The following is a 24,015-nucleotide window of genomic DNA, read 5'->3' on the forward strand; positions in this document are numbered from 1 at the left end:
ATGAAAAAGATATTGGTAACTATCGTGTTGATTGGGGCAACAGTATTTTCTTTTGGGCAGTCGGTTGCTGTACCTGACCATGCTTTGTCTGATTTGAAATCTGTACAATTGGAACGGGAAAATTTAGCCGTTTATGAAGAACAAGCGGTCTTAAAACTTCAGGATGTATTGGATTATATAGAGATTATAAGCAGCTCTCAATACAACTTAGAATTACGTAAAGCAGCGATGGAAGCTGCCCTGTCTAATTTTGATGCCAATGCTAGTTTGTCTTGTAACTGGTTGTCTAATGCCACTTCTATTGAGCCGCAAAAGTGTGTGCCCCAACGTCTATTAAGCGACTTATTAAAACAAGCTCCTTATGAGTTGAAAGTAGGAAGTAGGAAAGTGAAAATACAGCAAAAACTACATCCATTATCAAGAGAAACTTATCAAGGAGAATTAGCTTATTACCAACAAATTCAAATAAAAAAGAAAGGCGCAACACAGTTTAAAAAAGAGAAAGAAGTACTTGTTCGAATCAAGTTTTTACTCAAGAGAGTAACCAAGCAATTTGGACGGACGAATGAAACAGTATGGGAAGTAAAGTTCTTAGAAATATCTTGATGATAAAGAATAACTTACTATCCAATACTAGTTAGGCATCAACTCTTTGTACCCATATTAGCCCGTTACCAAAATCGCTTTCTCTTTAGCAATGCCAATTTGCACAATGGCACCAGAATTGAATTCTATAAAATCATCCATCACACCATCACTAAAAATAACACCTTCTTTAGGCATACTTGATTCTAGTTGTAACTGATGTTGATGGGTGATAAAACCAGTCGTTAATTGGATATTAGAAGCACGGCTCAAAAACGGTTCTCGAACAATAAAAACAAGCTGATCGGTTTCCCATGATAGTCGTTGTTGCTGTATCGAGGTGCTATTTCCAAATTGGGCAGAAATGCAGTTGGCCATATTAATCAAAGAACTCAGCCAACCCGTTGACCCTGCACCAGTGGAAATTATGATGCCACTAGAAGACTGATTTTCCTCTTTATTTTGAAAATGGACTTTGTATCGTGCCGATTTATGAGACTGGTGCCCAATAAAAAAATCATTAAACGCTAGTAGCCTTTGCCCATCGTTGAGTTTTGCTTCTGCCATGGTCACTTTTTTGGACAGGTAGTTGTTTTTTTTGACATTTTCAACCGCTTTTTGATAGTTGTTTAATGTGAAAGGCAGCAAAATGCCATCGTATAATTCGGGATCAGGATTGACCCCCAAGATTGGTTTGTTGTGCACATACTTGGCGGTATTGGCAACTAATCCATCGTGCCCAATAACAACAACAACATCATCCTCTCCAAATGAGAAATTAGGCAAAAAGTTTTGCTCGACCACTTGCGTCCGCATCATGTTGGTGGATATTTTTTGAGCTGCTTCGACCGAACGCTCTATGGCCTCATCTTCACTTTCTACCTGATCTATATTGATACCTTTGCTACTCATATAGAACTTAGCCTGCTTCTTGGTATTGAAGCGTTTTTTGAGTTGCTTCATTCTAGATTCGCCCTTAATAATGATTAAGTTATCTTTTTGTAACCCCATGATTTGTTGTTTAATTTATATTAAGTAATCGTTCATAAAAATTTATAGGCAAAATAGAATTCTTTTTGCACTGTTCTTCATCAAAAAATCTCGTTTTAGCCCGCTAAAACTTCAATTCTTTTCTTTGAACAGCACTAAAAACAATTACATTTTTAACTATACTTTTTTCTGTCCACTTACTTACTTGATTAGATCGCTGAGTAAATCAGGGCTGATGTTGAGATTCTGTATATTGCCTGAGTTTTCGGCTAGTTCTCTAAAGGCAAGTGCCACATTTAATTTGGGATCACTTTTGCCATTCAAAGCCATGATGGTTTTCCAATCCATACCTTTGTATAGAGCAAGCATTTTTTCTAGTCGGTAAGCTTCTGCATCAGCTGCTTTTCGTTTGTTTTCTGATTGTAATTCAATAAGCTGTTTGCGACTTTCCTCTACGGCAATATCTGCATTGAGTTTCATTTCTCGGAGTGCTCTATCATTTTCTGCCTTTTTGATTTCTGCCTCCATTTTTTTGTCGGCAATTTGCTTCTTCTTTTCCTCTACGGCAATTTCTGTATTCAGCTCTGATTCTTTGATGGCACGTTCTTGTTCTACAGCAAAATTGCGACGTTTATAAATTGCTTCATCCGATTCAATTTGCAGCGCTTCACGAGTTTCAGCCTCTAATGCACGAGCCATTTCAGGAGTAGGTTTTACAGATAGTACAATGATACTTAGTGGCTGAATACCTATTGATTGGATGGCTTCTGAGTTTTGAAGTTGTGTTAGAATGGCTTTTTCTAGAACTTTAGAACCTGCCATCGCATCTTTTAAGGTGTTATTACCTAGAAAAACACTAGCTGCGGCTTGTGCTTCATTAATAATACGTTGTGATAATTTTTGATAATCGTCGGATATTCTTTTCCCTTTGGAATTGACTGTGAAATCGAGTAAATCCGCCAATCGTTTGGGATCTGTGATTTGATAAGTGATTTCCCCTTGCACGGTAACCGTTTGAAAATCCTTGGTAGAGTCTTCAAAAATGAAGGGAGCATCATCACTACCCATTGGAATCGCAGCAATGGAAGTTGTTGGCTGATAATACCAAAATGAAAGCCCTCTGCCTTCTTGCTTAATACCTCCATTTTTATACTGAAGGACATAAGTCATTGCATCGAATTTGATAAATTTAAATCCAAACATAATGTGTTGATTTTGTTGTCTATTTAAAAGTTATTTTTTACTTAGTTTGTTTTTTAAACTAAGAATAAGTTTATTTAGTTCCCTATCTTATTTGTTTTTTTATTTTGACCTCATATTACTTTTTGTGAAAGTTTCATAGTATTGATTATCAGTAATGTAGACTTAGTGTCTTTGCTGTTGTAAAAGTCTGATCATTAGAAAAATAAGAATTTATTTTCATAGAATATAAAAAGATCTAAATTATGGTAATATACTGAAAATTAATTGTTTGTTAGTGCTGTAATAACCTAATACTATGCATGAGTTTTATTTAGAGGTTGGGGACTTTTTTTTAGTTGAAATGTTATTTTTTAGCTCTACACTTGTAGAATTAAATTTTTTATTCTACATTTGTAGAGTAAGTTTTGAAATGAGAAGGAACAATTACGATACTTAATCAATACTTCGTGAAAAATCAACGACCACGAAGTAGCAGCGCAGCTAACTACTAAATTATAGAATAAGAACAACTAGTTATGAAATTATCAAAGACAGAAGAAGAACTAATGCAGCATATTTGGCGATTGGAAAATGTGTTTATGAAAGACATTCTAGAAGCCTATGAGGAGCCTAAGCCAGCAACAACAACTATAGCTACTTTGCTAAAGAGAATTCGAGACAAAGGATTTATAGATTATAAAACGTTTGGAAAGTCTAGGAAGTACTATCCTCTAGTTAGTAAGTCGGATTATTTTGGAAAGCACTTTAGAGGCTTGCTTCAAAATTTTTTTGGAAACTCTGCCAGTCGATTTGCTTCTTTTTTTACACAATCAACAGATTTGACAAAAGACGAATTGGAAGCCTTAAGAGCAGTCATTGATGAAGAGATTAAAAAGAAAGACGAATGATGCTTTATATTTTAAAATCAGGATTGTGCCTAGGACTTATTTTAGGGGGCTATCGATTGTTTTTAGAACGAGAAAAAATGGCTGTATTTAATCGGTGGTTTTTGTTATTTGGATTGCTGTATTCTTTTATTGTACCACTTATTAGTATTGAATACACTGTAATTGTTTCAGAAATAGAGTCTATACCTGTGTACTTGTTCGATGAAAATATAATGACAGCGAATCATGTACCTCAAGAAAAAAGTTGGAATTGGATGTATTATCTGACAATGGGGTATGGCATAGTTGTATTTATTTTGATGATTCGGTTGAGCTATCACTTGAATAATTTGTGGCAAACAATTAAAAAGCACCAGCAGGTAAATTTTAGAGGTGCCCAATTAGTTTTGTTGCATGGGGATAATCTGCCATATACGTTTGGTCGATACATCTTTGTTTCTGAAGAGTTATATCGGATGGGAAAGATAGAAGAAGAGTTGTACTTACACGAACTCGCTCATGTGCGTCAATGGCATTCCATAGATGTACTAGTGGTAGAAGTGCTTCAAGTATTCTTTTGGTTTAATCCTATTTTAATACTGTATAAAAAAGTAATTCAACTCAATCACGAATTTTTAGCAGACAGCCAAGTGATTCAAGAGTTCCCCACAATAGCCTCCTACCAACATCTTTTACTAGATAAAATAGCACAAAAACAATCTGTATCACTAACCAGTAATTTTAATTTTTTATCAACTAAAAAACGTTTAACAATGATGACAAAAAACACTTCATGGTTAAAGGCGTATTCCCTTGCTTCAATGACCATACCGCTATTTTGTGGGTTACTAGTTTTGTTTAGCAACAAAGTAGAAGCCCAAATAACTCCAAGTAAAACGGAGATAAAAAAAGAACTAGAGTTGAAAGAGATGTATTTTCAACATGCAACCTTTGTAATTTCTAGAAACAAGGATCAGAAGGTATATAAATCTTATAATACCTTAACTGAGGAAAAGAAGCGTATGTTGCCACCACCGCCACCAATGCAAGATCAATCGAAGGAACTAAAACCTCTTCCTGAAGGAACATTGGTGTATTTAGATCAAGACAATAAAGTACGAATTAGTATGGCTGCTAATGGAGACATTCCACCGCCACCACCACCACCTTGCCCTCCAACTCCGCTAGCGCCACCACCACCAAGTCCAAAGCCATTCCCAGAGGCTTATCCATCACCTAAAGCTCAACCTAAAAAGTTTCCTAAAAGGGAGGCAACCGTAGGAATGATGGAAGAATTTAATGCTATTATAAGACATTATAATGCTCAGCCGAACGAAGAAAAAAGACTTGAAGAAAAAGATTTAGCACGTTTAGTGGCCACTCGTGCATTGATGTCAAAAGAACAGGCTGATAAGATAGATGCTTCCTATGTTTCAATTGCCAATAAGGAGGTAGAGAGACTCAAAAAAGAAGGTCGTTTTAGAGCGGATAGATAACTGCTGTCATTAAAAAAAACTTTTGATTTTAAACAAAAAGACTAAAAAAGTGTTTTATTTACAGGTCTAATCAGATACTCAGTGATGATTGTTATCAGTATAATTTTTAATGATAAAATTATACATCCAAACACACGAATTTATAGATAATAATCGTTCATAGAACAAAACAAATTTTTAGTTTATGAAATATGCAATTAGTACATTGCTTGCTACCATTTTATTGTTAGTGAGTACAGAACAGGCGCATGCCCAAAAAAATTACAATACGTCAATAGGTGGTCGATTAGGACCTAGCTATGGATTTTCTTTAAAGCATTTTTTTGCAGAGCGTGTCGCATTTGAAGGCTTAGTAACCAGCCGCTATTTTGGGCCTTATAGAAGAGGTCCTGTCCCAAGAGGATATGCTTATGGACATTGGAATACTACACCAGGCGTTAACCTTACCGCTTTATTCGAATGGCATTTTCCCATAGGAAGGGTAAGAGGGTTTAATTGGTTTATTGGTGGTGGTGGACATGTCGGTGTATGGGGAGGATATGTAGATCATCCTTATTTTGATGATGATACTCGACCCTATGTTTTAACAGGGCTTGATTTTGTTGCAGGTGTTGAGTATACTTTTGAGAAAATCCCATTAACCTTGCAAGCAGATATAAAGCCTAGTTTCCACTTTTTTGAGTACTTGGGCGTCTGGTACGACGAGGCTGCTATTACAGCACGCTATGCGTTTTAGATTCTAACAGAGAATAGCATTAAACAAAGCAAACGAACCAATTATAAATAAAACTTGATAGCGAAGTCTTCCAGAAAGGCTTCGCTTTTTTTTACTAAAGTTATACACTAGTTTGTAAAAAACATAGACTAGCAACCAATAGTTCGTTGAAAAACTTTATTGGTTTGATAATCAATAAGTTATAGTTTTATTGTGTTTTGCGTTAAAAATTTGATTATCAAACTAATATAAATGTGCTTTTTTATCTTTTTGGTAAAAAAGTAAAAAACTAAGCTTGCGCCCTCATGAGCGTAGCGAACTAATCAACGAACTACTAAGCAATATAACCAACTATTAATTATTAGGAATGTAATGTTAAAATCTAATAAAGTAATGTTAGCTATTTCCGAAAAAAGCTGAACTTTCTTGAAAACTGTGTAATTTTGGAATTTGAGTCCTAACTATAAATTTAAATTACATTGGTCAATTATAACGATTATATAACCAAAGGTAGATTAATACTCGGGTTGATTTGCTTCATTGGTCTATTTGCTGAAATGTCTGATTTGCAAGCACAGCAGAGAGTTGCTTCTAGAAAGAGTAAGAAAATAAAAATCATAGGAGATACCACAAAGGTTTATTACACTTACTTATCCAATCCTACGGAAAGACTACTAGTAGATTCAAGTTTATATGAATTTGAAGAGGTAAATGCAACTTGGAACGAAAGAAAATGGTACGTAAGTTTAACAGGGTTGTTGGCAACACCAAGTTTTGATCTAGTCTATCAGCCTGAACTAAAAGGAGGATTTAGAGTGGGCTTAGACCAATTTAAGTTATATCAATTAGGACGCAACGATATAAAGTATTATCAAATAAAAGATAACCGCCCTTATACAGATTTGTATTATTCGCAAATAAATCAAAAGAACAACTTTGTAAAAGCAGATTTTGCCCATAAATTTAGCGAAAATTTTTATCTAGCATTACAATATAGTTTGGCGAACCAAACAGGTTTTTTTAGCCATCAACGACTACGAAATCAAAATGTAGGGGCAACCCTTCGTTTTCTTTCCAATGACTTTAAGTACCATGGTTATCTCAACTTTTTTACCAATGCCATTAAACATGAAAATAATGGAGGTGTATTGCAAGATACTGTTATTGGTTTAGGAACAGATTTTTTGGCAAATGTGAATGTTAACAGTACAACCGCTCAAACACAATATAACCTTACCGAAGTTAGTTATACGCATTTTTTGTACAACAATAAAACAGACTCTATAAAAGCTAAGACAGCTGCTACAAATGAGTGGAGTCATCGAATAACCTACCAATTTAACCGATATAAATTTTTTGATAAATTGCCTCCAACCAATGGCGCAATTTATGGAATCGCTTATGTCAATCCTAGAGGCATAAGGCAGTTTATAAGGCATCAATTATTAGAAAACGAATTGAGTTTTAGGCAAGCATTGGGAGGTAGTCTTACTTCAGCACCACTTTGGGTAAAAGCCTATGTCCGCCATAGTTGGAATGCTGTATATCAAGAGCCAATCACGTTTGATATTCACAATATAACAGCCGGGCTGATTGCCCAAAACAATCCTCAGTTTAAATTTAAATATAGGTTAGAAGGGCGTTTGACTTGGGCAGAAAGACAGTTGGACTTTTTTGCTAAAGGTCGTGTTGGATATGACTTGGGGGTATTGGGCTATTTAGAAGGGAGTGCCTTGTTTCAGCGCTACCAGCCTAGTTTGATAGATCGACAACTGTATGTATCTTGGGATCAAATTTGGGATAATAATTTATCATTCAAACAGGTTCAAGAAATTAATTTTGGAGGAACTTATACTTACAAGTTAGATCGGAAAAACTGGGGATTAGATTTTAAAGGCGAGGTACTCAATCACACCTTGAGCAATTGGATTTATTATGACTCTAGTCAGGTACATCAAGCGACAGAATCTGTCAATATTTTACAAGTAAAAGCACAGGGGAATTTTAGAATTTGGAAGTTGAACTTAGACAATCAAGTCATTTGGCAGCCTGTTTTGGCAGGGGAAGAGTATGTTCGATTGCCAGAGCTGTTGCTAAAGCATAATTTGTATTTCCAAAGTTATATATTTAAACGTGCGATGTTGGCAAAAGTTGGAGTTTTGTTTTATTATCATACGCCTTATAAGGCAGATGGATACGCTCCTCTAACAGGGGCTTTTTACAATCAAAACAGTTTTACAACAAGCATTGATCCTCGTTTAGATTTTTATGCTAGTTTCCGAATTTGGCAATTCCGATTTTTTGCACGGGCTGAAAATTTGCTGTATTTTGTTTACGAACGAAATTATGCAACTGCCTATCGTCATCCTGTGACAAATTTTGTGGTGCGTTTTGGCATTTCTTGGCGTTTGTTTGATTAGAACCCATTGTTGAACGACTTCTTATTTAAATAGCCCCTATAGCGATTAGTAATAAGACTTCCAAGTGAATCGTATCGGGGATACCTTGGGTAGCGATAATGTGATTCACGGAGATTGTAGAACCATAACGTTCGTACAAAAATTCTTCGTTCAGAAATTGTTCTAATCCCTTGTGGAGTATTGTACAAAGCTTTTTAATGTCTAACGATTGTAATGATCCCAAGGCATCGATAAGCGAATTGTAAATATCAGCACAAATGCCAACGTGCAAATCAAAGCTATCTCGCAATTCTTGTTTGAAGGCTGTTAGTTCGGTGACAAGCGTTTCTTTAGGGTGGTTTTCATGAAAATGGTCAAGCAAAACAGTTAGTTGTTTACAACGATAAGCAACCACTTCGATCACAGGCGGTTCGTCGTATTTAAAACTATCATCTATTTCAGGCAGTCCTTTTAATACATCTTCTTTGGTTTTGATATAATCCGCAGCTTCTTGCAACAACTTGGCATCCTCAGCTGTCAACTCTTCTTGTAGGTTAGAGTTTTCTACCAATAAAGCTTGAATATTGCGAACCTCTTCCTCCAAGCGTTGCAATTCTTTGATATCCAAATTATCAAAGTCACCTAAATCTTTAATGATTTCCAAGCTATTTTCTAAAGAATCTTTAGAGTTGCTTTGTTGTTGTTGGTTATAAATAGCTGCTAACCAGCTTCCCAAATGACGCATTTTTTCCCAGTCACCTTTATAAGTCGAATAACTAAACGTTTTGACCAAGTAGGTACAGGCGATTTTGTAACGTTGCAGGTAGTAATATGCTGTACCTCCATTAGCCAAAAAAGAAGGAACCTCTGCTTCTAGCTCATAATACTCCCTTCTAGCAGGTGTCAAGGTAGGAAAACCAGGAGCGCTTTGTTCCCCTGCTGCCATGGCTTCTAATTCAAGTTTCTGTTCGGTATGAATCTTTAATACTTTATTAATATCCAAATAGATGGATTGATAAGGCTCATTAAAATGAAGTCCTTTTTCATCAACCTGTTTTTGGTATTGTTTGCAAGAACGAACAAAAGCATCAAATGCAGAATGGAAACTCATATTGGAAGGAAGTTAATTTGTTGACAACAAAACAAAGTGAATTCTTAAAAAAATATACACTCGGAAAGGTACAAAAAATAATTGACTTTTCTCAACTAAATTTATTTTAGATATAGCAATGATTATCGCAAATAGGGTTATATGGTGCGCTATAGTATTTTTTTTTACATAAAATCTATGGGGGATGATCCTTAGTGCAGGAAGTTGGTTGATTAGATTGATGAAACAGTTAAAACTCTTGTGATAAACTAGATAGAATTAAAAATTGTTAAAATAAAAAAAAATAATAATAAATATCTTACCTTCTTCTAATCAAAATATACCAACGATGAAAACTAGTCTCTTAAAATTATCTATACTAATAATCAACTGCACCTTGTTAACTTCTTGCAGTCGTTTGTCGTTGATGGTGTTTATCAAACCACCAGTTAAGTTTCAGACGGAGAAGGTTCCGCCAGCGCCCGATTATTCGGATTATAACAATTGGCACAAACCCCATCTAAGAGGAGAAGATAAAACAACAGATGTATTTTATGTGCACCCTACCACATATATTACAGGCAAAGGATGGAATCAAGCGTTGGACGATGAGCATGTTAATTGGAGGACGAGGGTATTGCCGTTAAATTATCAAGCTGCCACATTTTATAAAGATTGTAGAATGTTTATACCGAAGTACCGACAAGCTATTTTTTATTCTTTTGTTGATAAAAAAGAGAATGGCAAAAAAGCTTTGGAAGTAGCTTATCAAGATGTTCGAAAAGCGTTTTACTATTATATAGAACACCTGAACGAAGGTAGACCTTTTATTTTAGCTGCTCATAGTCAAGGTTCTTACCACAGTCAACGCTTGTTAGCAGAAGTATTGCAAGATTCTTTGATAAAATCCAAATTGATCGTTGCCTATGTACTAGGTTGGCCCATCAAAGAACATTATGTAAAGGAAAGTTTACCTATTGGCGTTTGTTCTACGGCAACCCAAACGGGCTGCCTTGTTTCGTGGAACACGGAAAGTGGGAATCCCAAATTGAGTTTGGTTGAAAAAATTGGAGAAGGAGAACCGATTGTGTGTGTCAATCCTTTGTCTTGGAATCTAGATACGACATACGTTCCCAAAACAGAAAATTTAGGGGCGCTACAACCCAACAAAAAGACAAAAATAGATGAAATTATTTTAGATTATTGTGATGCAAAAATAGAAAATGATGCTTTGAAAATTACGCCTCCAGCCAATCAGTCTACGTTGCAAATGCCAATGGGAAAAGGAAATTATCACTTGTACGATTATAGTTTCTTTTTTCAGAATATTAGAGAAAATGCAAGAGATAGAATCCAAGCTTATGAACAGAGCAAACGTCACTCAGAAGCTCAATCGAGACTTAATTTGCAAGAATGAAACATCTCCGTAAAATTCAGTCATTGATGCACTTTTTTAAAGGTATGTTAAAGCTTGTCGTTAGTTTTATACTTTACCTACTAATCTTTTTAGTATGCCTATTGTTAATTTACCTTAATGTTCGGTTGTTTTATCAGCCAACTTATACAGAGGGGATTAATAAAGATGTGCATTATCAACTCAATTACCTTGGAACTATGTTAGAAAAGGGAGGAGGTAAGTTAGCGCAGGAAAAATATCCTGAAGGATTTATTTTTCTCAATGTGTTATATGGCTTAACGTGGGCAGATTTTATAGCAGAACTCCCTTCTACACACCCAACAAGAGTTTTGGGGCTCAAAAAAATAAATTGGGTATTGGACGAGCTGGATAGTCAATATGCACGAATGAACTTTCCGTATGCATTAACTCCTAAACGTGGTATTTTTTACTTGGGCTGGAAAAACTACTTGTTGGGTCAGAAGTTGTTACTTCATGCCCCTCTAGATCCTCCTTCTGAACAGTATGAACAATTCAAAGAACAATCAAAGCAGATTTATACGGCGTATAAAACAAGCGGCAAAACTTATTTGGAGTCCTACAAAGGTTTGGCTTGGCCTGCTGATAATGTTGTTGCAATAGCATCGTTGAGGTTATACAATCAACTAGATACTCCCATTTATCAAAACTTTGTTGAAGAATGGTTGCGACAAGTAGAACAGCATTTGGATACAACAACGGGACTAATTCCTCATGAAGTTGATTTTGAAACAGGAGAAGTGATCGAAGGAGCTAAGGGGTCATCACAAAGTTTAATGCTTAATTTCTTATTGGATTTAGATACTACTTTTGCTCGCAAACAATTTGAAAAATACCAAAAGCAATTTTTAGATTATCGTTTTGGTTTGCCTGGGATTCGAGAATATCCTAAAGGAAAGAAAGGGATGGAAGATGTTGATTCAGGACCAATTATTTTAGAGATAGGGGGAGCGGCATCATTAGTAGGGCAACGAACAATGGCACTATACAACCAAACAGAAACAGCAATAGGTTTGAGAAATTGTATAGAGAGTTTTGGTGTTGCTTATACTTCTAATGAAGAGAAAAGATATGTACTAGGAATGGAACCCATTGCAGATGCATTTATTGCATGGGCGAATGTTGTTCCTATCCAAGCAGCAGAAAAACGAGTTGGTAATTGGCGATGGACGTTTCAATTATTATCTTTAACAATATTAGTATTCCTTGCAGTCATTTGTTATAAAAAAAAGAAACATGGTTTTGAGGAATAAGCCTAAAGAACGAAATGCTATTGCCATGGTTGGAGATGCCATCTTTGGTATAGCTTAAAAAATCAACGACCACGAAGTAGCAGCATCGCTAACTACTTCTTAAAATAAACAATATGAAATCAACGCGTAGAAGTTTTTTAAAAATGATGGGGGCTGTCAGTTTAGGATTTTCTGGATTGCAAACTTTTGCACATGAACTCAAACACGATTTGTTGGTAAATGGGTATGGACCTTTAGAAGATCAAGGAATATTGAAATTACCCAAAGGGTTTTCTTTTAAGATTATTGCAGAGAAAGGCTCAACCATGCACGATGGCTTATTGTTGCCAGGAAGAGGGGATGGAATGGGGACTTTTGAAGGAAAAAATGGTCGAGTCATTTTAATTCGAAATCATGAAAACTCACCAGGCTATTTGACCGATTCCCCCTTTGGATATAGCAATCAATATTTGCACCGAGCAAATTCAAAACGAATTTATGACATGGGATATAATAAGTATCCTCATTTGGGAGGGACTACTACTAGTATTTATAATGAAAAAACACAACAAGTAGAAAAAGTGTTTATGAGTTTGGCAGGAACTGGGCGAAATTGTGCTGGAGGGGTGACACCTTGGGGATCGTGGCTGACTTGTGAGGAATACGTTTATATTAAAGATGACGTACATGAAAAAAGGCATGGCTACGTATTTGAAGTGCCTGCAACCGAAAAAATAGGATTAAAATACCCTGTGCCTCTCAAAGCTATGGGGCGTTTTAATCACGAGGCTGTTGCGGTCGATCCTCGTACAGGTATTGTTTATTTAACAGAAGATAGACACGAAGGTCTGTTTTATCGTTTTATTCCAAATGTAAAAGGAGAATTGCACAAGCGTGGTAAGTTGCAAGCATTGGCATTTGTTTGGAAATCAGGAATGGATACGCGCAATTGGGACGAAGCTCGGCTAAAACCAGGAATAAAGTATGCTGTTAAGTGGATTGATATGGAAGATGTAGATACAGACAAAGATGATCTGAGGATTCGTGGACATGCCACAGGCAGTGCTATTTTTGCACGAGGAGAGGGGATTTGGTTTGGTGAAAAAGAACTGTACTTTGCCTGTACCAATGGTGGTCAACTAAAAACAGGGCAAATTTTTAAGTATATACCAAGCCAATACGAGGGCACGTATAAGGAGGAACGAAAAGGGAATGAATGTAGATTAGAGTTGTACGCAGAACCCAACGATACTTCTGTTCTTAGGTATTGTGATAACTTAACAGTTGCCCCTTGGGGCGATGTGGTGTTTTGTGAGGATGGGATTAAGCCGAGAATTTTTGGAATTACTCCCAAAGGAAAATTTTATCAAATTGCTGAAAACATAGGTTATCAATCCGAATTTGCAGGTGTTTGTTTTTCTCCATCGGGAAAAACGCTATTTGTAAATATTCAAGTGCCTGGCTTGACCTTAGCAATTACAGGTGATTGGAGTAAATGGCATGAATAGTACCGTTTTTTATAACTTCTATACAAAAACAAAAGGGGACTTGACAAATCTAATAAAATAGAAGAGCTTTGTTGAAAGGTTGAGAACAAACAATAAGAATTGAACCATGATTGTCCCAAAATTGTATAGCATATCGTTAATATCGTGACGAAGGAAGAAATACCAATGAAAACTTTAAAGGATTTTTTTGAAAAATACGAGGTAGATCAAACCGCCTCACTGGACCAAAAAAACTTTGGGAGCGTTTATAAGACTATAGATAAAGAAACAAATAAGGTTTGGGCAGCCAAAATTAGTGAAGTACATCCTAACTTTGATCAAGGGATTTTTGAGGAGCGATATCACGCAGCTAAGGAGTTGGAACATCCCAACTTAATGCCTTATTCGGAAAATTATCGTTTTGCAGAGGGGATTATAACAACAATTGCCTTGATGCCATTGTTAAATTTAGGAGATTTAAACCAACAACTGTACTTAGAAAACGCAGACAAGAAGTTGATTGCAGATCAAGTTTTAGATGGACTTTATTATCTGCATGCCCAAGGAATTGTGTGGCAAAATTTATCTGCTAGGCACATTCTATTGCAAAAAGAGTTTGGTAATTATGTTCCTGTGTTTATCAATTATGGCAACAAAAATAAAGTTCCATTAGCGTTTTTTTCAGACTACGAATACCTAGCACCTGAGCAGTTTGAGCAGACGGCAGAAGTTAGTGAGCAAACCGATATCTGGGCATATGGTGTATTGTTGTATAAATTGTGGACAGGACGTTTGCCTTTTGGTGAGAAAAGTGCCAGTTTAACCAATGCTAAAATACAAGATAGAATTGTGGGAGAGGAGGATTGGGAATTAGGTTTGTTGGATGAAATCCCGCAACCTTATCAAAAAATTGTCGAAAAGTGCCTTAAAAGAGAAAAAGAAATGCGCTGGGGCAATTGTGGAGAAATTATTGCGGTCATAAAAAACTGGGAACCACCAACTCATGTGCCTTTAGTTTTGGAAGAAGAGGAGACAATTGAGACGAGACGATTTTTGCGAAAACCCAATCGACCTGTAGTCTGGTGGCAGGTCGTTCTACTATTTATCTTAGCAGCAATACTAGGCTATTATTTGGGATAAAGAGAGCTTCTTTATAAAAGGTACCTTGCTTAAAATTAGTCTTGGGAAATTGAGTCTGCTAGTATAGTTTTAGGGAATTAGTGTAACCAAACTAAAAAAAACTGTTAATTATCACTGGTTTGTTGGTGGTTTGTTAAAATAGATCAGCAAACACTTATTATAATTTTACTTATGAAAAGACTTAACTATATACTGTTTGGTTGTTTATTGTTTATCACAACAAAAAGTTGGGCGCAGCAACCGACTCAATATTCTATGTACATGCTAAATAAGTATGCTTATAATAATGCCTATAATGGCTTAGATGAATCGCTTAGTATAACAGGCGTATTTAGAAAACAGTGGGTCGGATTTCCTGGTAGTCCTCTTAATATCAATTTTAATGCACATTTGCCAATTGAATATATCAGTAGTGGAGTTGGATTGGGATTTGAATACGATGCCATAGGAGCTTATCAAAACTTATCCATTAGAGGCTCTTACAGTTATATTGTAGACTTAGGCAAAAGTGGAAAGCTGTCGTTGGGAGTGGCAGGGCGATTTTTGCAAAAAAGTTTGGACGGTTCTAAGTTGCTTACACCCGAAGGAAACTACGAACTAGGAATTGACCACAACGACCCTAATGTGCCAATAGCGAATGAAACAGGAATGTCTTTTAGTATGGATGCAGCGGCTTATTACAAACATCGTTTTTTTGAAATAGGAGTAGCTGCTATTAATCTGACCCAGCCTACATTAGATTTGGCAACAGATGCTTCTGTAACTTACAATAGAGGCTATTTCTTTAGTGCTGCTGGAAATATCAAGTTGACAGACAAGTTCTATTTGCACCCTTCTTTTCTCTTAAAAACAGATTTTATAAAATTTCAACCAGAAATTGCCGTTATTTTAAAATGGAACAACAATATTTTTGGAGGAGTAGCGTTTAGAGGGTATGATAATACTTCGACAGATGCTGTTGTCTTTCTTGTAGGAATGCAAATTACCAAAAATATAATGTTAGCCTACTCCTATGATTTGTCTGTAGGAAGTCTTCAATCTTACAACAGTGGATCTCATGAAGTAGTGTTAAATTACAATCTTAATAAAAAAATTGGGAAAGAAATACCTTCAAAAATTATCTATAACCCTAGATTTTTATAATTTCACAAAAAAAACTTTGAAAGTTTACGAAAGTAGATAATAAGAAGACCATTATTACCGTTAGTAATCAAAACACGTTTCTAATATTATCATCAGATGTTGCCTTGTCTGATAAGAAACAAGCCTTTTATTTGATAACTAACTTTTTTACAGCTATATTTGCGGTCGCCTTTCCAATAAAATATAGTTAGTGCTTTTTTAAGAAAAACGGTTTTAAACTCGGGTGCGAACATGAAAAAACAAATTTTAGCTATTTTATTCATCACTTTACTTTTTGCTTCATGTGCAAAAGTAGAATCTGGTCAATTGACGGGGATATTAGAACGACCAACATGGAAGCCTATCCAACCTTATGGTATGCAGTATGTTCCTTCTGGAACTTTACATATAGGACCAAGTGATCAAGATGTAAATTCTTCTTTAGTACAACGTCCAAAACAAATCTCTATTCAAGGATTTTTTATGGATGATACCGAAATTACAAACAATGAGTATCGTCAATTTGTAGAATGGGTACGCGATTCTATTGCTCACATTCAATTGGGTCATACTAGAGATTATCCTGGAGGAATCCAAGGAGTAGATTGGGAACAAGAGTTAGATTATTCTGCTGGTGGAGAACTAGACGGAATGTTCTATCAAGGAGATGAACAATTTGGTAGCTCTCGTAACTTAGATATTCGTCAATTGGTATTTGATTACCAATGGTACGATTGGAAAGGAGCGGCACAAGATTTCTCTTGGTCTGATGACTATAACAGACATTCTAAAGAAAAACACAATCGTTCAGATTATATCAAAAAAGATGCAACAAGAATTTATCCAGATACCTTAGTATGGATTCGCGATTTCTCTTACTCTTATAATGAGCCAATGACGCGTAACTACTTCTGGCATCCTGCTTTTGATGATTATCCTGTTGTAGGTATTGCATGGAAACAAGCAAATGCTTTCTCTTACTGGAGAACAAACCTTTGGAACAACTTTGAAGAAGTAAATACAGAAGATTTCCGTTTGCCAACAGAGCATGAGTGGGAATACGCTGCAAGAGGTGGGCATGATATGGCACCTTACCCATGGGGAGGTTACTATGTGCGTAATGCCAAAGGATGTTTGTTAGCTAACTTCAAACCAGGTCGTGGAGATTATCCTGCAGATGGTGGATTGTACACAGTACGTGCAGATGCTTACTTTGCAAACGATTATGGATTATACAATATGTCTGGAAACGTAGCAGAGTGGACTTCTTCTGCTTATTATGAGAATGCTTATGCTTTCTTGCACGATTTGCAACCAGATATTCGTTTTGATGCTCAAGAAGAAGATCCTACAGCTTGGAAACGTAAAGTAATTCGCGGTGGTTCTTGGAAAGATATTATGTACTACATTCAAACAGGAACTCGTCACTGGGAATTCCAAGATACAACAAAATCATACATCGGTTTCCGTAATGTATTGACATTCTTGGGACGTTCAATGAATGATTTTAACTAAACTAGTCCGTTTGATTCTAATAAAAAAGTCGTATTGCTCACGAATGAGTAATACGACTTTTTCTATTCTATGAAGGTTACTTACAGGTCAAATTTATATTGCTCTTGTATGTTTATTTAGTAATCTAGAGTAGGAATTATTGTTGCTAGTTGTTTCGATTCTTTAGACACAAAATCTTGCCTTTTATAAATAAATTTCCTCGTCTGAATCCAAAATAGGAGAAATGCCAAAATTTAGAAATAGCATTTTATGTCAAAAATTTGACAAAATAGTCGAAAAAATAGAATTTCCTTTTTTTATCAAAATAAAAGGTTAGAAACATGTCTTTTAGCAAAGACCAAATAAGATTTTAATTGCAATCGTTTGATGTACATTCTTATCGTTTCAAAAAAAATAAAAGTAAGTGTTCTACTTCAAAAAAAATAATTTTAAAAATCAAAATGTTTATGTGTATTTTGTTGATTAGCTTATTGTTGTAGGAGGTGCTAAAAATAGCATTTGATAAAACAAAAAACAGGCAAATAGAAAGGAAACTTTGAGGATGAAAAAAAAGACAAAATTTAGTTTGGATAAATTGCTTTATCTGTTTATGAATCGAAGGTGTAAACTGTTTAAGACGCATTTTTTTTGAAAAAAAAAACTTTTTTTTTTTCAAAAAGTGTAACCTTTATATAAAATAGTGTTATACTTACGAAAGTTTTTGGAAAGTGATGTTTTGCTTTATCAACAAAAACACCATCCGAATTCTTTCTAGAGACCCTTTATTTTATATTTTATATAACCTTTTTAAACTTTTTTAAATCATGAGTTTCATACATTCTTCAACGTTTGCTTATGTAAAGAATCTTATCATCGGTGTGGGTGCAGCTGTTGTACTTGTCGGTGCTCTTTTTAAGATTCAAAGTTGGCCTTTTGCATCTGAGATGTTAACTGTTGGGCTAATTACAGAGGCATGCCTATTCTTAATGCTAGGAGTACTTCCTCCACACAAAGATTACTACTGGGAGCAATTGTACCCAGGGTTGGATAAAGCAGGTGTAGATATTAGCGACCAAGCTGGTAACGGTGGTGGTGGATCTGCAAATCCAGAAGCTTTAATTGAGGCAATGAACGGAATGAAAACTGCTGTTACTCCATTGGAGTCTCAACAAAGCCAAATGGTAGCAGAGCTACAAACTATGTCTAAAACTATGAAGAGCTTGGATATCTTTGCTGGTCTTGATTTTGACGATGTAGGAAAATTAACTAAAGAGACTGGTAAATTTGTATCTGTTCTTTCTAACGCTATTCAAAATGTTGCGGATTCTGCTGAAGACGTAAATGTTTACAGAGAAGAGCTTAAGAAATTAAATGGTAACTTATCTAGCATGAACAAAGTATACGGTGGTATGCTAACTGCTATGAAAGGATAATATCTTTCTTTTTTAAGAGGCAAAAAACTGTAACTTTAATAGATTGATGCGTTATAACCATAGTTGATTTCAGTATGGAAACCATTTAATCTGATTGGAGAAAACAGAAGAAAAAACATTAATTAGACAAAAAAAAAAGAAGCATGTCAATTCCTAAGGAACCAAGACAGCTGATGATTAACCTGATGTATCTGGTTTTGACAGCTATGTTAGCGTTGAATGTATCAGCTGAAATCATAAATGCGTTTTTTATGCTCGATAAGGGTATAAAGAAAAATAATCAAATTGTAGAGGCCTCCGTAACCAGTGTTATTGAGAGTATGGCGGAAACTGCAAAAACTAAAACACAATACCAACCTTTAGTAGAAAAAGCAAAAGAGGCTAAAAATATTACTGTTGGATTCAATACTTTCGTTACTGGTTTGAGAGAGCGTATGGTAGAAGAGTCTGGTGGAGCTTATACTGCTGAAGAGGCTGAGTCACAAGGTCATCCTGAATTGGCAGGAAAACCTATTGGTAAAAAAGATAAAGATACTCCTCAACGTATCTTTGTATCTGGAGACTATGGTAGTGAGAAAAAAGAACCTCAAGGTCAAATTCTTGCTGCTGAAATTAAAAAGCTAAAACAAGCTTATCTTGATTTCGTAGGTGGTCTTTGGGACAATGGTGGTATCAAAGGAACTATCTTTGCTGATAAAAACAAAAAAGACGAAACATTGAAGCGTTTGGAGTCTGAAATGACTTTAGTTGCAGACGAAAAATATAATCCAGAACAACACGAAGGTAAATCATGGGAAGAATTTACTTTTGGGCACATGCCAGTAGCTGCGATTTATCCAATGTTGCGTAAATTCCAAAACGATGCAAGAACTTCTGAGGCTGCTGTGATTAACTTCTTGGCTAGTCAAATGGGTAAAATGGAGTTGACTTATGATAAGTTTGACGTATTTTCTCAGTCTTCTAAGCCTTACATCTTATTAGGTGAAAAGTACGAATCAGAAATTGCATTGGGAGCGTACTCTTCTCAAGCTGATTTCTCTGTTTCTGTTGGTGGTAGCAGATTAAATGTAGTAGATGGTAAAGCAAAGTATACAGCTTCTGGATCTAGTGTAGGTGAGAAGAAATATACAGCTACTATCTCTGTAAAAAATCCACAAACAGGTGAGGTAGAAACATTCAAAAAAGAATTCTCTTACGAAGTAGGTCAACCTTCTGTGAACGTTGCTGCTGACAAGATGAATGTATTCTATGTTGGTGTTGACAACCCAGTAACAGTTGCTGCTGCTGGTATCACAACTTCAGCTATGAAAGTTTCTATGACTGGTGGTACTTTGAAATCTAAAGGAAAAACTAGCTATATCGTAACAGCTAAAAAACCAGGTGAAGCAACAATTACTGTAACTGATACTAAAAACGGTAAGAAGTTTCCATTTAAGTTCCGTGTTAAACGTATTCCAGATCCTATCGTAAAATTAGGTAAGAAAGTGGATGGTTTAATGGGATCTGGTGAGTTCAAAGCTCAACCAGGTTTGGCTGCATGGTTAGAAAACTTTGACTTTGATGCGAGATGTCAAGTGCAATCATATACTATGTACTATACACGTAAACGTCAAGATGCAGTAGAACTAAAAGGAAAAGGAGGTCGTTTCTCTGGTCAAATTGCTTCTGCTGTTAGACAAGCAAAACCAGGTGATCAATATGCATTTACAGACGTAAAAGCTAGATGTCCAGGTGATAGTGCTGGTCGTCGTGTAAACGGTTTGACTTTCAAGATTAGATAATTTCAAATTTTTTTGAGATTGATAAAATACAAGTTGGTTGTTTTGCGTTATTAATAACGTAAGCAACCAACTTTTTGTAATTTTATTATTCGGTAATACTCAAAACGATTAAACTAATGAATGTGAATCATAAATTTTTACGATTCTTCGTTTTAGGACTGGTTCTAACAGTGATAACGCCTGCATTTGTTTGGGCTCAACCTGAAAACAATCCTAATGTAACAGAATCTGGTAACACAGATCAAGTTAAACCAAGAGATAATTTCTACGACAGATATTTATATACAGAGAAACAAGTTATCCCTTATGATTTCATCCACGAAAAAGATGTATTCTGGGAAAGAAGAATTTGGCGTCTGATAGATATTCGTGAGAAAATGAATCATCCTTTCAAAAATGAGAAGGAGCCATTTATTAACATCCTTCTACAACATGCCAAAACAGGAGATATTACGCTTTATCATACTTTTGATGATGAGTTCTCTCAAGCTATGACACAAGAAGAAATGCAAAACTTGGGTAGCTCAGTAGATACAATCATTACCTTTGACCCTGAAACATTCGAAGAAATTGTACAGGTAGTAGTAAATGATTTGAACCCAGAGGATATCAAAAAATATCGTATCAAAGAGGTGTACTTCTTTGATGAAGAAACCTCTACATTGGATGTACGTATTTTAGGTTTAGCGCCAATTATTGATCGTGTTGATAATAATGGTAACTTCTTAAATTCAGGACCAATGTTCTGGGCTTATTATCCTGAGTTGCGTAGTATCCTAGCGCGTCATGAGGCATTTAATCCTCATAATGATGCTGCACGTATGAGTTGGGAAAATATTTTTGAAGCGAGAATGTTTGCTTCTTATATTATCAAAGAATCTAACGTGTATGATAGAAGAATCAAGGATTACAAAACAAATCCGATGGATATGTTATTAGAATCTGATAAACTTAAAGAACAAATCTTCCATTTTGAGCATGATCTTTGGTCTTATTAAAATCGGATAAAGTACTCTTTAAGAGTTGATATTGATGAAAATTGCCAATCTGCGTAGCGGGTTGGCAATTTTTTTTATAAAAATACAATTATGCTGTTCCAAACTGTAACCTTTCGTGAAAGTAGAATTATAAGGATATACAAGTTATTCATCATTGCTCTTTAACAATAATTTTGTAGTATAACCCCCTACCGTTATCCTGCTAATTATTGCATTTAGTGATTGGTTAAAATAGATCCTATTGACTTGATAATTACTATTTATGTTTAGTGTCAAGTATAACATCATGTATCTGTTTCATTAAAATGATGGATTAACAAAAAAGCAATAGATATGCCTACAAAAGGTGGGTTGTATAAAGAAAAATTTAGCTGTCATGGGTTTATTTATTAATTAGAAAAAATAAAACTATGTCAATACCTAAAGAACCGAGACAGTTAATGATTAATTTGATGTACTTAGTGTTAACGGCTATGTTAGCTTTAAATGTTTCTGCGGAGATTATTAATGCTTTTTTTGCCTTAGATAAAGGAAATCAGGACTCTATGAATATTGTTAATAAGCAATTGGATGCGACCGCAAAGGGTTTAGAGGAATTGTTAGCAGATGAATCAAAGCAGAACTTTAAACCAATTGTACCTGCTGTAAAAGACATTCGAAACACTACCAAAGCTTTGATTACCTATATTGAAGAAATCAGAGATCAATTGATTGATGAAGGTGGAAATATAAATGGTCAAAAAGATGATGGAGACTTTATAGAGAGCCATGGGGAAATGGTTCCTAAAGGCAAAAAAAATAAAGACATCACCACTCGAATTTTAGTAGACGGTGGGAAAGGCAATGAGTTGGAGCAAAAGATTATAACATCCAAACAGCATTTGTTGGAGTTATATACCAATTTATTGCGAGAGCATGGAAAAGCATTTGATCTCAAAGAAGAAGAAATAGAGCTGAAAATTAAAGGCTTAGAAAAAAACATAACGCTTAATATTGACGATGAGTGGACACATAGTGATAAGAAAAGTTGGGCAGATTTTAAATTTAGACAAATGCCTTTGGCTGCTGTGTTGCCTTTGTTGAGCCAAATTCAATCTAATGCCCGAAGTGCAGAAGCTACCATGGTTAATGATTTGACAGCGATTGCAGGAGGCAAAACGATCGTAATTGATCAGTTTTTTCCTGTTATCAATGCCGAAAAATCTTATGTCATAAAAGGAGAACCTTTTAAAGCAGAAATTTCATTGGGATCTTATAGTTCTCAATTGGATCCTGCCAATATACAACTTACCGTTAATGGTTCTCCGTTGAAAATTGGAGCAGATGGAAAGGCTATTCTAACTCAAAACACCACTTCTGCAGGTAGTAAAAAACTTACTTTGGGTTGTAAAGTTAGAAATCCTTTGACAGGTGAAGTGAAAACAGGAACGAGTACATTTGAGTATGAGGTTGGGATGCGTTCGGCAACGGTTTCGGCAGATCAAATGAATGTGTTTTATGTAGGAGTGGAAAATCCAATTACTGTTACGGCAGCAGGGGTGCCATCTTCTCAGCTAAAAGTAACCAGTACTGGGGTTACAATGAAGGGCTCAGGTGCAAAACGTATAGTGACGGCTAAAAGAACTGGAATGGCTAAAATCACACTTTCTGGAGGTGGTTTGGCAAAAACAGATTTTGAGTTTAGAGTAAAACGAATTCCTGATCCTGTGGTTAAATGTGCTGGCAAGGTAGATGGTCCCATTAAATCTGGAACGTTTAAAGCTCAATTAGGATTGATACCTAATTTAGAAAACTTTGATTTTAATGCTAAGTGTACTATTCAAAGTTACAAATTGTACTATACTAGAAAGCGTCAAGATCCAGTTGAAATAATAGGTTCTGGAACTAGATTTTCAGGACAAGTGCTTCAAGTAGTGCGCCAAGCAAAGCCTGGTGATACCTATATGTTTACAGAAGTAAAAGCAAAATGTCCTGGAGATACTGTGGGGCGCCGTGTGAATGGTTTGTCGTTTACAATTCGATAATAAAAGATTGTTACTTATTCCAATTGGGGAGTTCATTCTGCCCACCCTTTAAATAATGAATCGAGAGAAGGTTGTGCTGCCCAAAACAGCATAGCCCTTCTTTTGCCTAAACTGAAAAATTATGATATTCACAAAAAGAAGGATGCTTTTACCTTTGGTGGTATTGAGCACTGTATTGATGTCTAGCACGAGTACTGTACCTGCTACTGCAAATTTTAATAAAACTGGAAATATTACTGCGGCTGAATTTAAGGCACAACTTGGTTTAATTGCTTGGCTAGATAACTTTGATTTTGATGCCAAATGCCTTATTGATTCTTATACTTTGTATTATACAGCAAAAAGAAAAGATCCCATTGTTCTAAAAGCGAAAGGAGGAAAATTCAAAGGGATGGTGAACAAAATTATCAAACAAGCTGCTTCGGGTGACCAATATACCTTTACCGATGTAAAAGTAAAATGCCCAGGCGATACGGTTGGGCGTCCTGCCAATAGCCTATATTTCAAAATACGATAAAATGATTT

General features: G+C 35.6%; 19 protein-coding genes. 16 read left to right on the forward strand and 3 right to left on the reverse strand.

Going from position 1 to position 24,015, the window contains the following annotated elements:
- On the forward strand, positions 1-606 hold the full coding sequence (locus QP953_RS04165; protein ID WP_156039695.1) for a hypothetical protein: 606 nt from the start codon (positions 1-3) through the stop codon (positions 604-606).
- A 57-nt stretch (positions 607-663) separates the two neighbouring features.
- Here QP953_RS04165 and QP953_RS04170 read toward each other — a convergent pair whose 3' ends face one another.
- Together QP953_RS04170 and QP953_RS04175 are read right to left on the reverse strand one after the other, a co-directional pair.
- A complete protein-coding gene (locus QP953_RS04170; protein ID WP_309554063.1) occupies positions 664-1,596 on the reverse strand; it encodes a sugar kinase in 933 nt (310 codons plus the stop codon).
- A 180-nt stretch (positions 1,597-1,776) separates the two neighbouring features.
- On the reverse strand, positions 1,777-2,778 hold the full coding sequence (locus QP953_RS04175) for an SPFH domain-containing protein (protein ID WP_052594878.1): 1,002 nt from the start codon (positions 2,776-2,778) through the stop codon (positions 1,777-1,779).
- Between the two features lie 515 nt (positions 2,779-3,293).
- Between QP953_RS04175 and QP953_RS04180 the strand changes: the two genes are divergently transcribed.
- From QP953_RS04180 to QP953_RS04195, 4 genes are all read left to right on the forward strand, one after another.
- The gene (locus QP953_RS04180) at positions 3,294-3,665 is read left to right on the forward strand and encodes a BlaI/MecI/CopY family transcriptional regulator (protein ID WP_309554064.1); all 372 of its coding nucleotides are present in this window, start codon (positions 3,294-3,296) and stop codon (positions 3,663-3,665) included.
- Positions 3,662-5,140 (forward strand): M56 family metallopeptidase, encoded by a 1,479-nt coding sequence (locus QP953_RS04185; protein WP_309554066.1) that lies wholly within the window; start codon positions 3,662-3,664, stop codon positions 5,138-5,140. Before QP953_RS04180 ends, QP953_RS04185 begins: the two co-directional genes overlap by 4 nt.
- A gap of 184 nt (positions 5,141-5,324) precedes the next feature.
- A complete protein-coding gene (locus QP953_RS04190; RefSeq protein ID WP_052594871.1) occupies positions 5,325-5,876 on the forward strand; it encodes a hypothetical protein in 552 nt (183 codons plus the stop codon).
- Between the two features lie 536 nt (positions 5,877-6,412).
- Complete coding sequence (locus tag QP953_RS04195; RefSeq protein ID WP_309554068.1) at positions 6,413-8,275, forward strand: putative porin; 1,863 nt, start codon at positions 6,413-6,415, stop codon at positions 8,273-8,275.
- A gap of 25 nt (positions 8,276-8,300) precedes the next feature.
- On the opposite strand, the gene QP953_RS04200 is transcribed toward QP953_RS04195, so the two are convergent.
- Positions 8,301-9,365: a hypothetical protein gene (locus QP953_RS04200; protein WP_309554069.1), complete on the reverse strand. Its 1,065-nt coding sequence runs from the start codon at positions 9,363-9,365 to the stop codon at positions 8,301-8,303.
- 328 nt (positions 9,366-9,693) lie between these two features.
- On the opposite strand from QP953_RS04200, the gene QP953_RS04205 reads away from it, so the two are divergent.
- From QP953_RS04205 to QP953_RS04255, 11 genes are all read left to right on the forward strand, one after another.
- Positions 9,694-10,761, forward strand: a complete 1,068-nt coding sequence (locus QP953_RS04205) for a DUF3089 domain-containing protein (protein ID WP_309554071.1) — start codon at positions 9,694-9,696, stop codon at positions 10,759-10,761.
- Complete coding sequence (locus QP953_RS04210; RefSeq protein WP_309554072.1) at positions 10,758-12,032, forward strand: hypothetical protein; 1,275 nt, start codon at positions 10,758-10,760, stop codon at positions 12,030-12,032. The genes QP953_RS04205 and QP953_RS04210 overlap by 4 nt, the downstream gene beginning before the upstream one ends.
- A 113-nt stretch (positions 12,033-12,145) precedes the next feature.
- Entirely contained in the window at positions 12,146-13,519 is a 1,374-nt protein-coding gene (locus QP953_RS04215) for an alkaline phosphatase PhoX (RefSeq protein ID WP_309554073.1), read from the forward strand.
- A gap of 165 nt (positions 13,520-13,684) precedes the next feature.
- Positions 13,685-14,638: a protein kinase domain-containing protein gene (locus tag QP953_RS04220; RefSeq protein ID WP_052594859.1), complete on the forward strand. Its 954-nt coding sequence runs from the start codon at positions 13,685-13,687 to the stop codon at positions 14,636-14,638.
- 171 nt (positions 14,639-14,809) lie between these two features.
- On the forward strand, positions 14,810-15,781 hold the full coding sequence (locus tag QP953_RS04225) for a type IX secretion system membrane protein PorP/SprF (protein ID WP_063833046.1): 972 nt from the start codon (positions 14,810-14,812) through the stop codon (positions 15,779-15,781).
- A gap of 231 nt (positions 15,782-16,012) precedes the next feature.
- Positions 16,013-17,275: an SUMF1/EgtB/PvdO family nonheme iron enzyme gene (locus QP953_RS04230; protein ID WP_052594856.1), complete on the forward strand. Its 1,263-nt coding sequence runs from the start codon at positions 16,013-16,015 to the stop codon at positions 17,273-17,275.
- 803 nt (positions 17,276-18,078) lie between these two features.
- On the forward strand, positions 18,079-18,687 hold the full coding sequence (gene gldL, locus QP953_RS04235; RefSeq protein WP_052594853.1) for a gliding motility protein GldL: 609 nt from the start codon (positions 18,079-18,081) through the stop codon (positions 18,685-18,687).
- Between the two features lie 185 nt (positions 18,688-18,872).
- Complete coding sequence (locus QP953_RS04240) at positions 18,873-20,468, forward strand: GldM family protein (RefSeq protein ID WP_309554074.1); 1,596 nt, start codon at positions 18,873-18,875, stop codon at positions 20,466-20,468.
- A gap of 170 nt (positions 20,469-20,638) precedes the next feature.
- Complete coding sequence (gene gldN, locus QP953_RS04245; RefSeq protein WP_309554075.1) at positions 20,639-21,466, forward strand: gliding motility protein GldN; 828 nt, start codon at positions 20,639-20,641, stop codon at positions 21,464-21,466.
- A gap of 410 nt (positions 21,467-21,876) precedes the next feature.
- Entirely contained in the window at positions 21,877-23,490 is a 1,614-nt protein-coding gene (locus QP953_RS04250) for a GldM family protein (protein WP_052594847.1), read from the forward strand.
- A 121-nt stretch (positions 23,491-23,611) separates the two neighbouring features.
- Positions 23,612-24,007, forward strand: coding sequence for a GldM family protein (locus tag QP953_RS04255; RefSeq protein WP_081909497.1), 396 nt, complete (start codon positions 23,612-23,614; stop codon positions 24,005-24,007).
- Positions 24,008-24,015: the final 8 nt, after the last annotated feature.

The organism is Aureispira sp. CCB-E (genome assembly GCF_031326345.1).
Classification (GTDB): Bacteria; Bacteroidota; Bacteroidia; order Chitinophagales; family Saprospiraceae; genus Aureispira.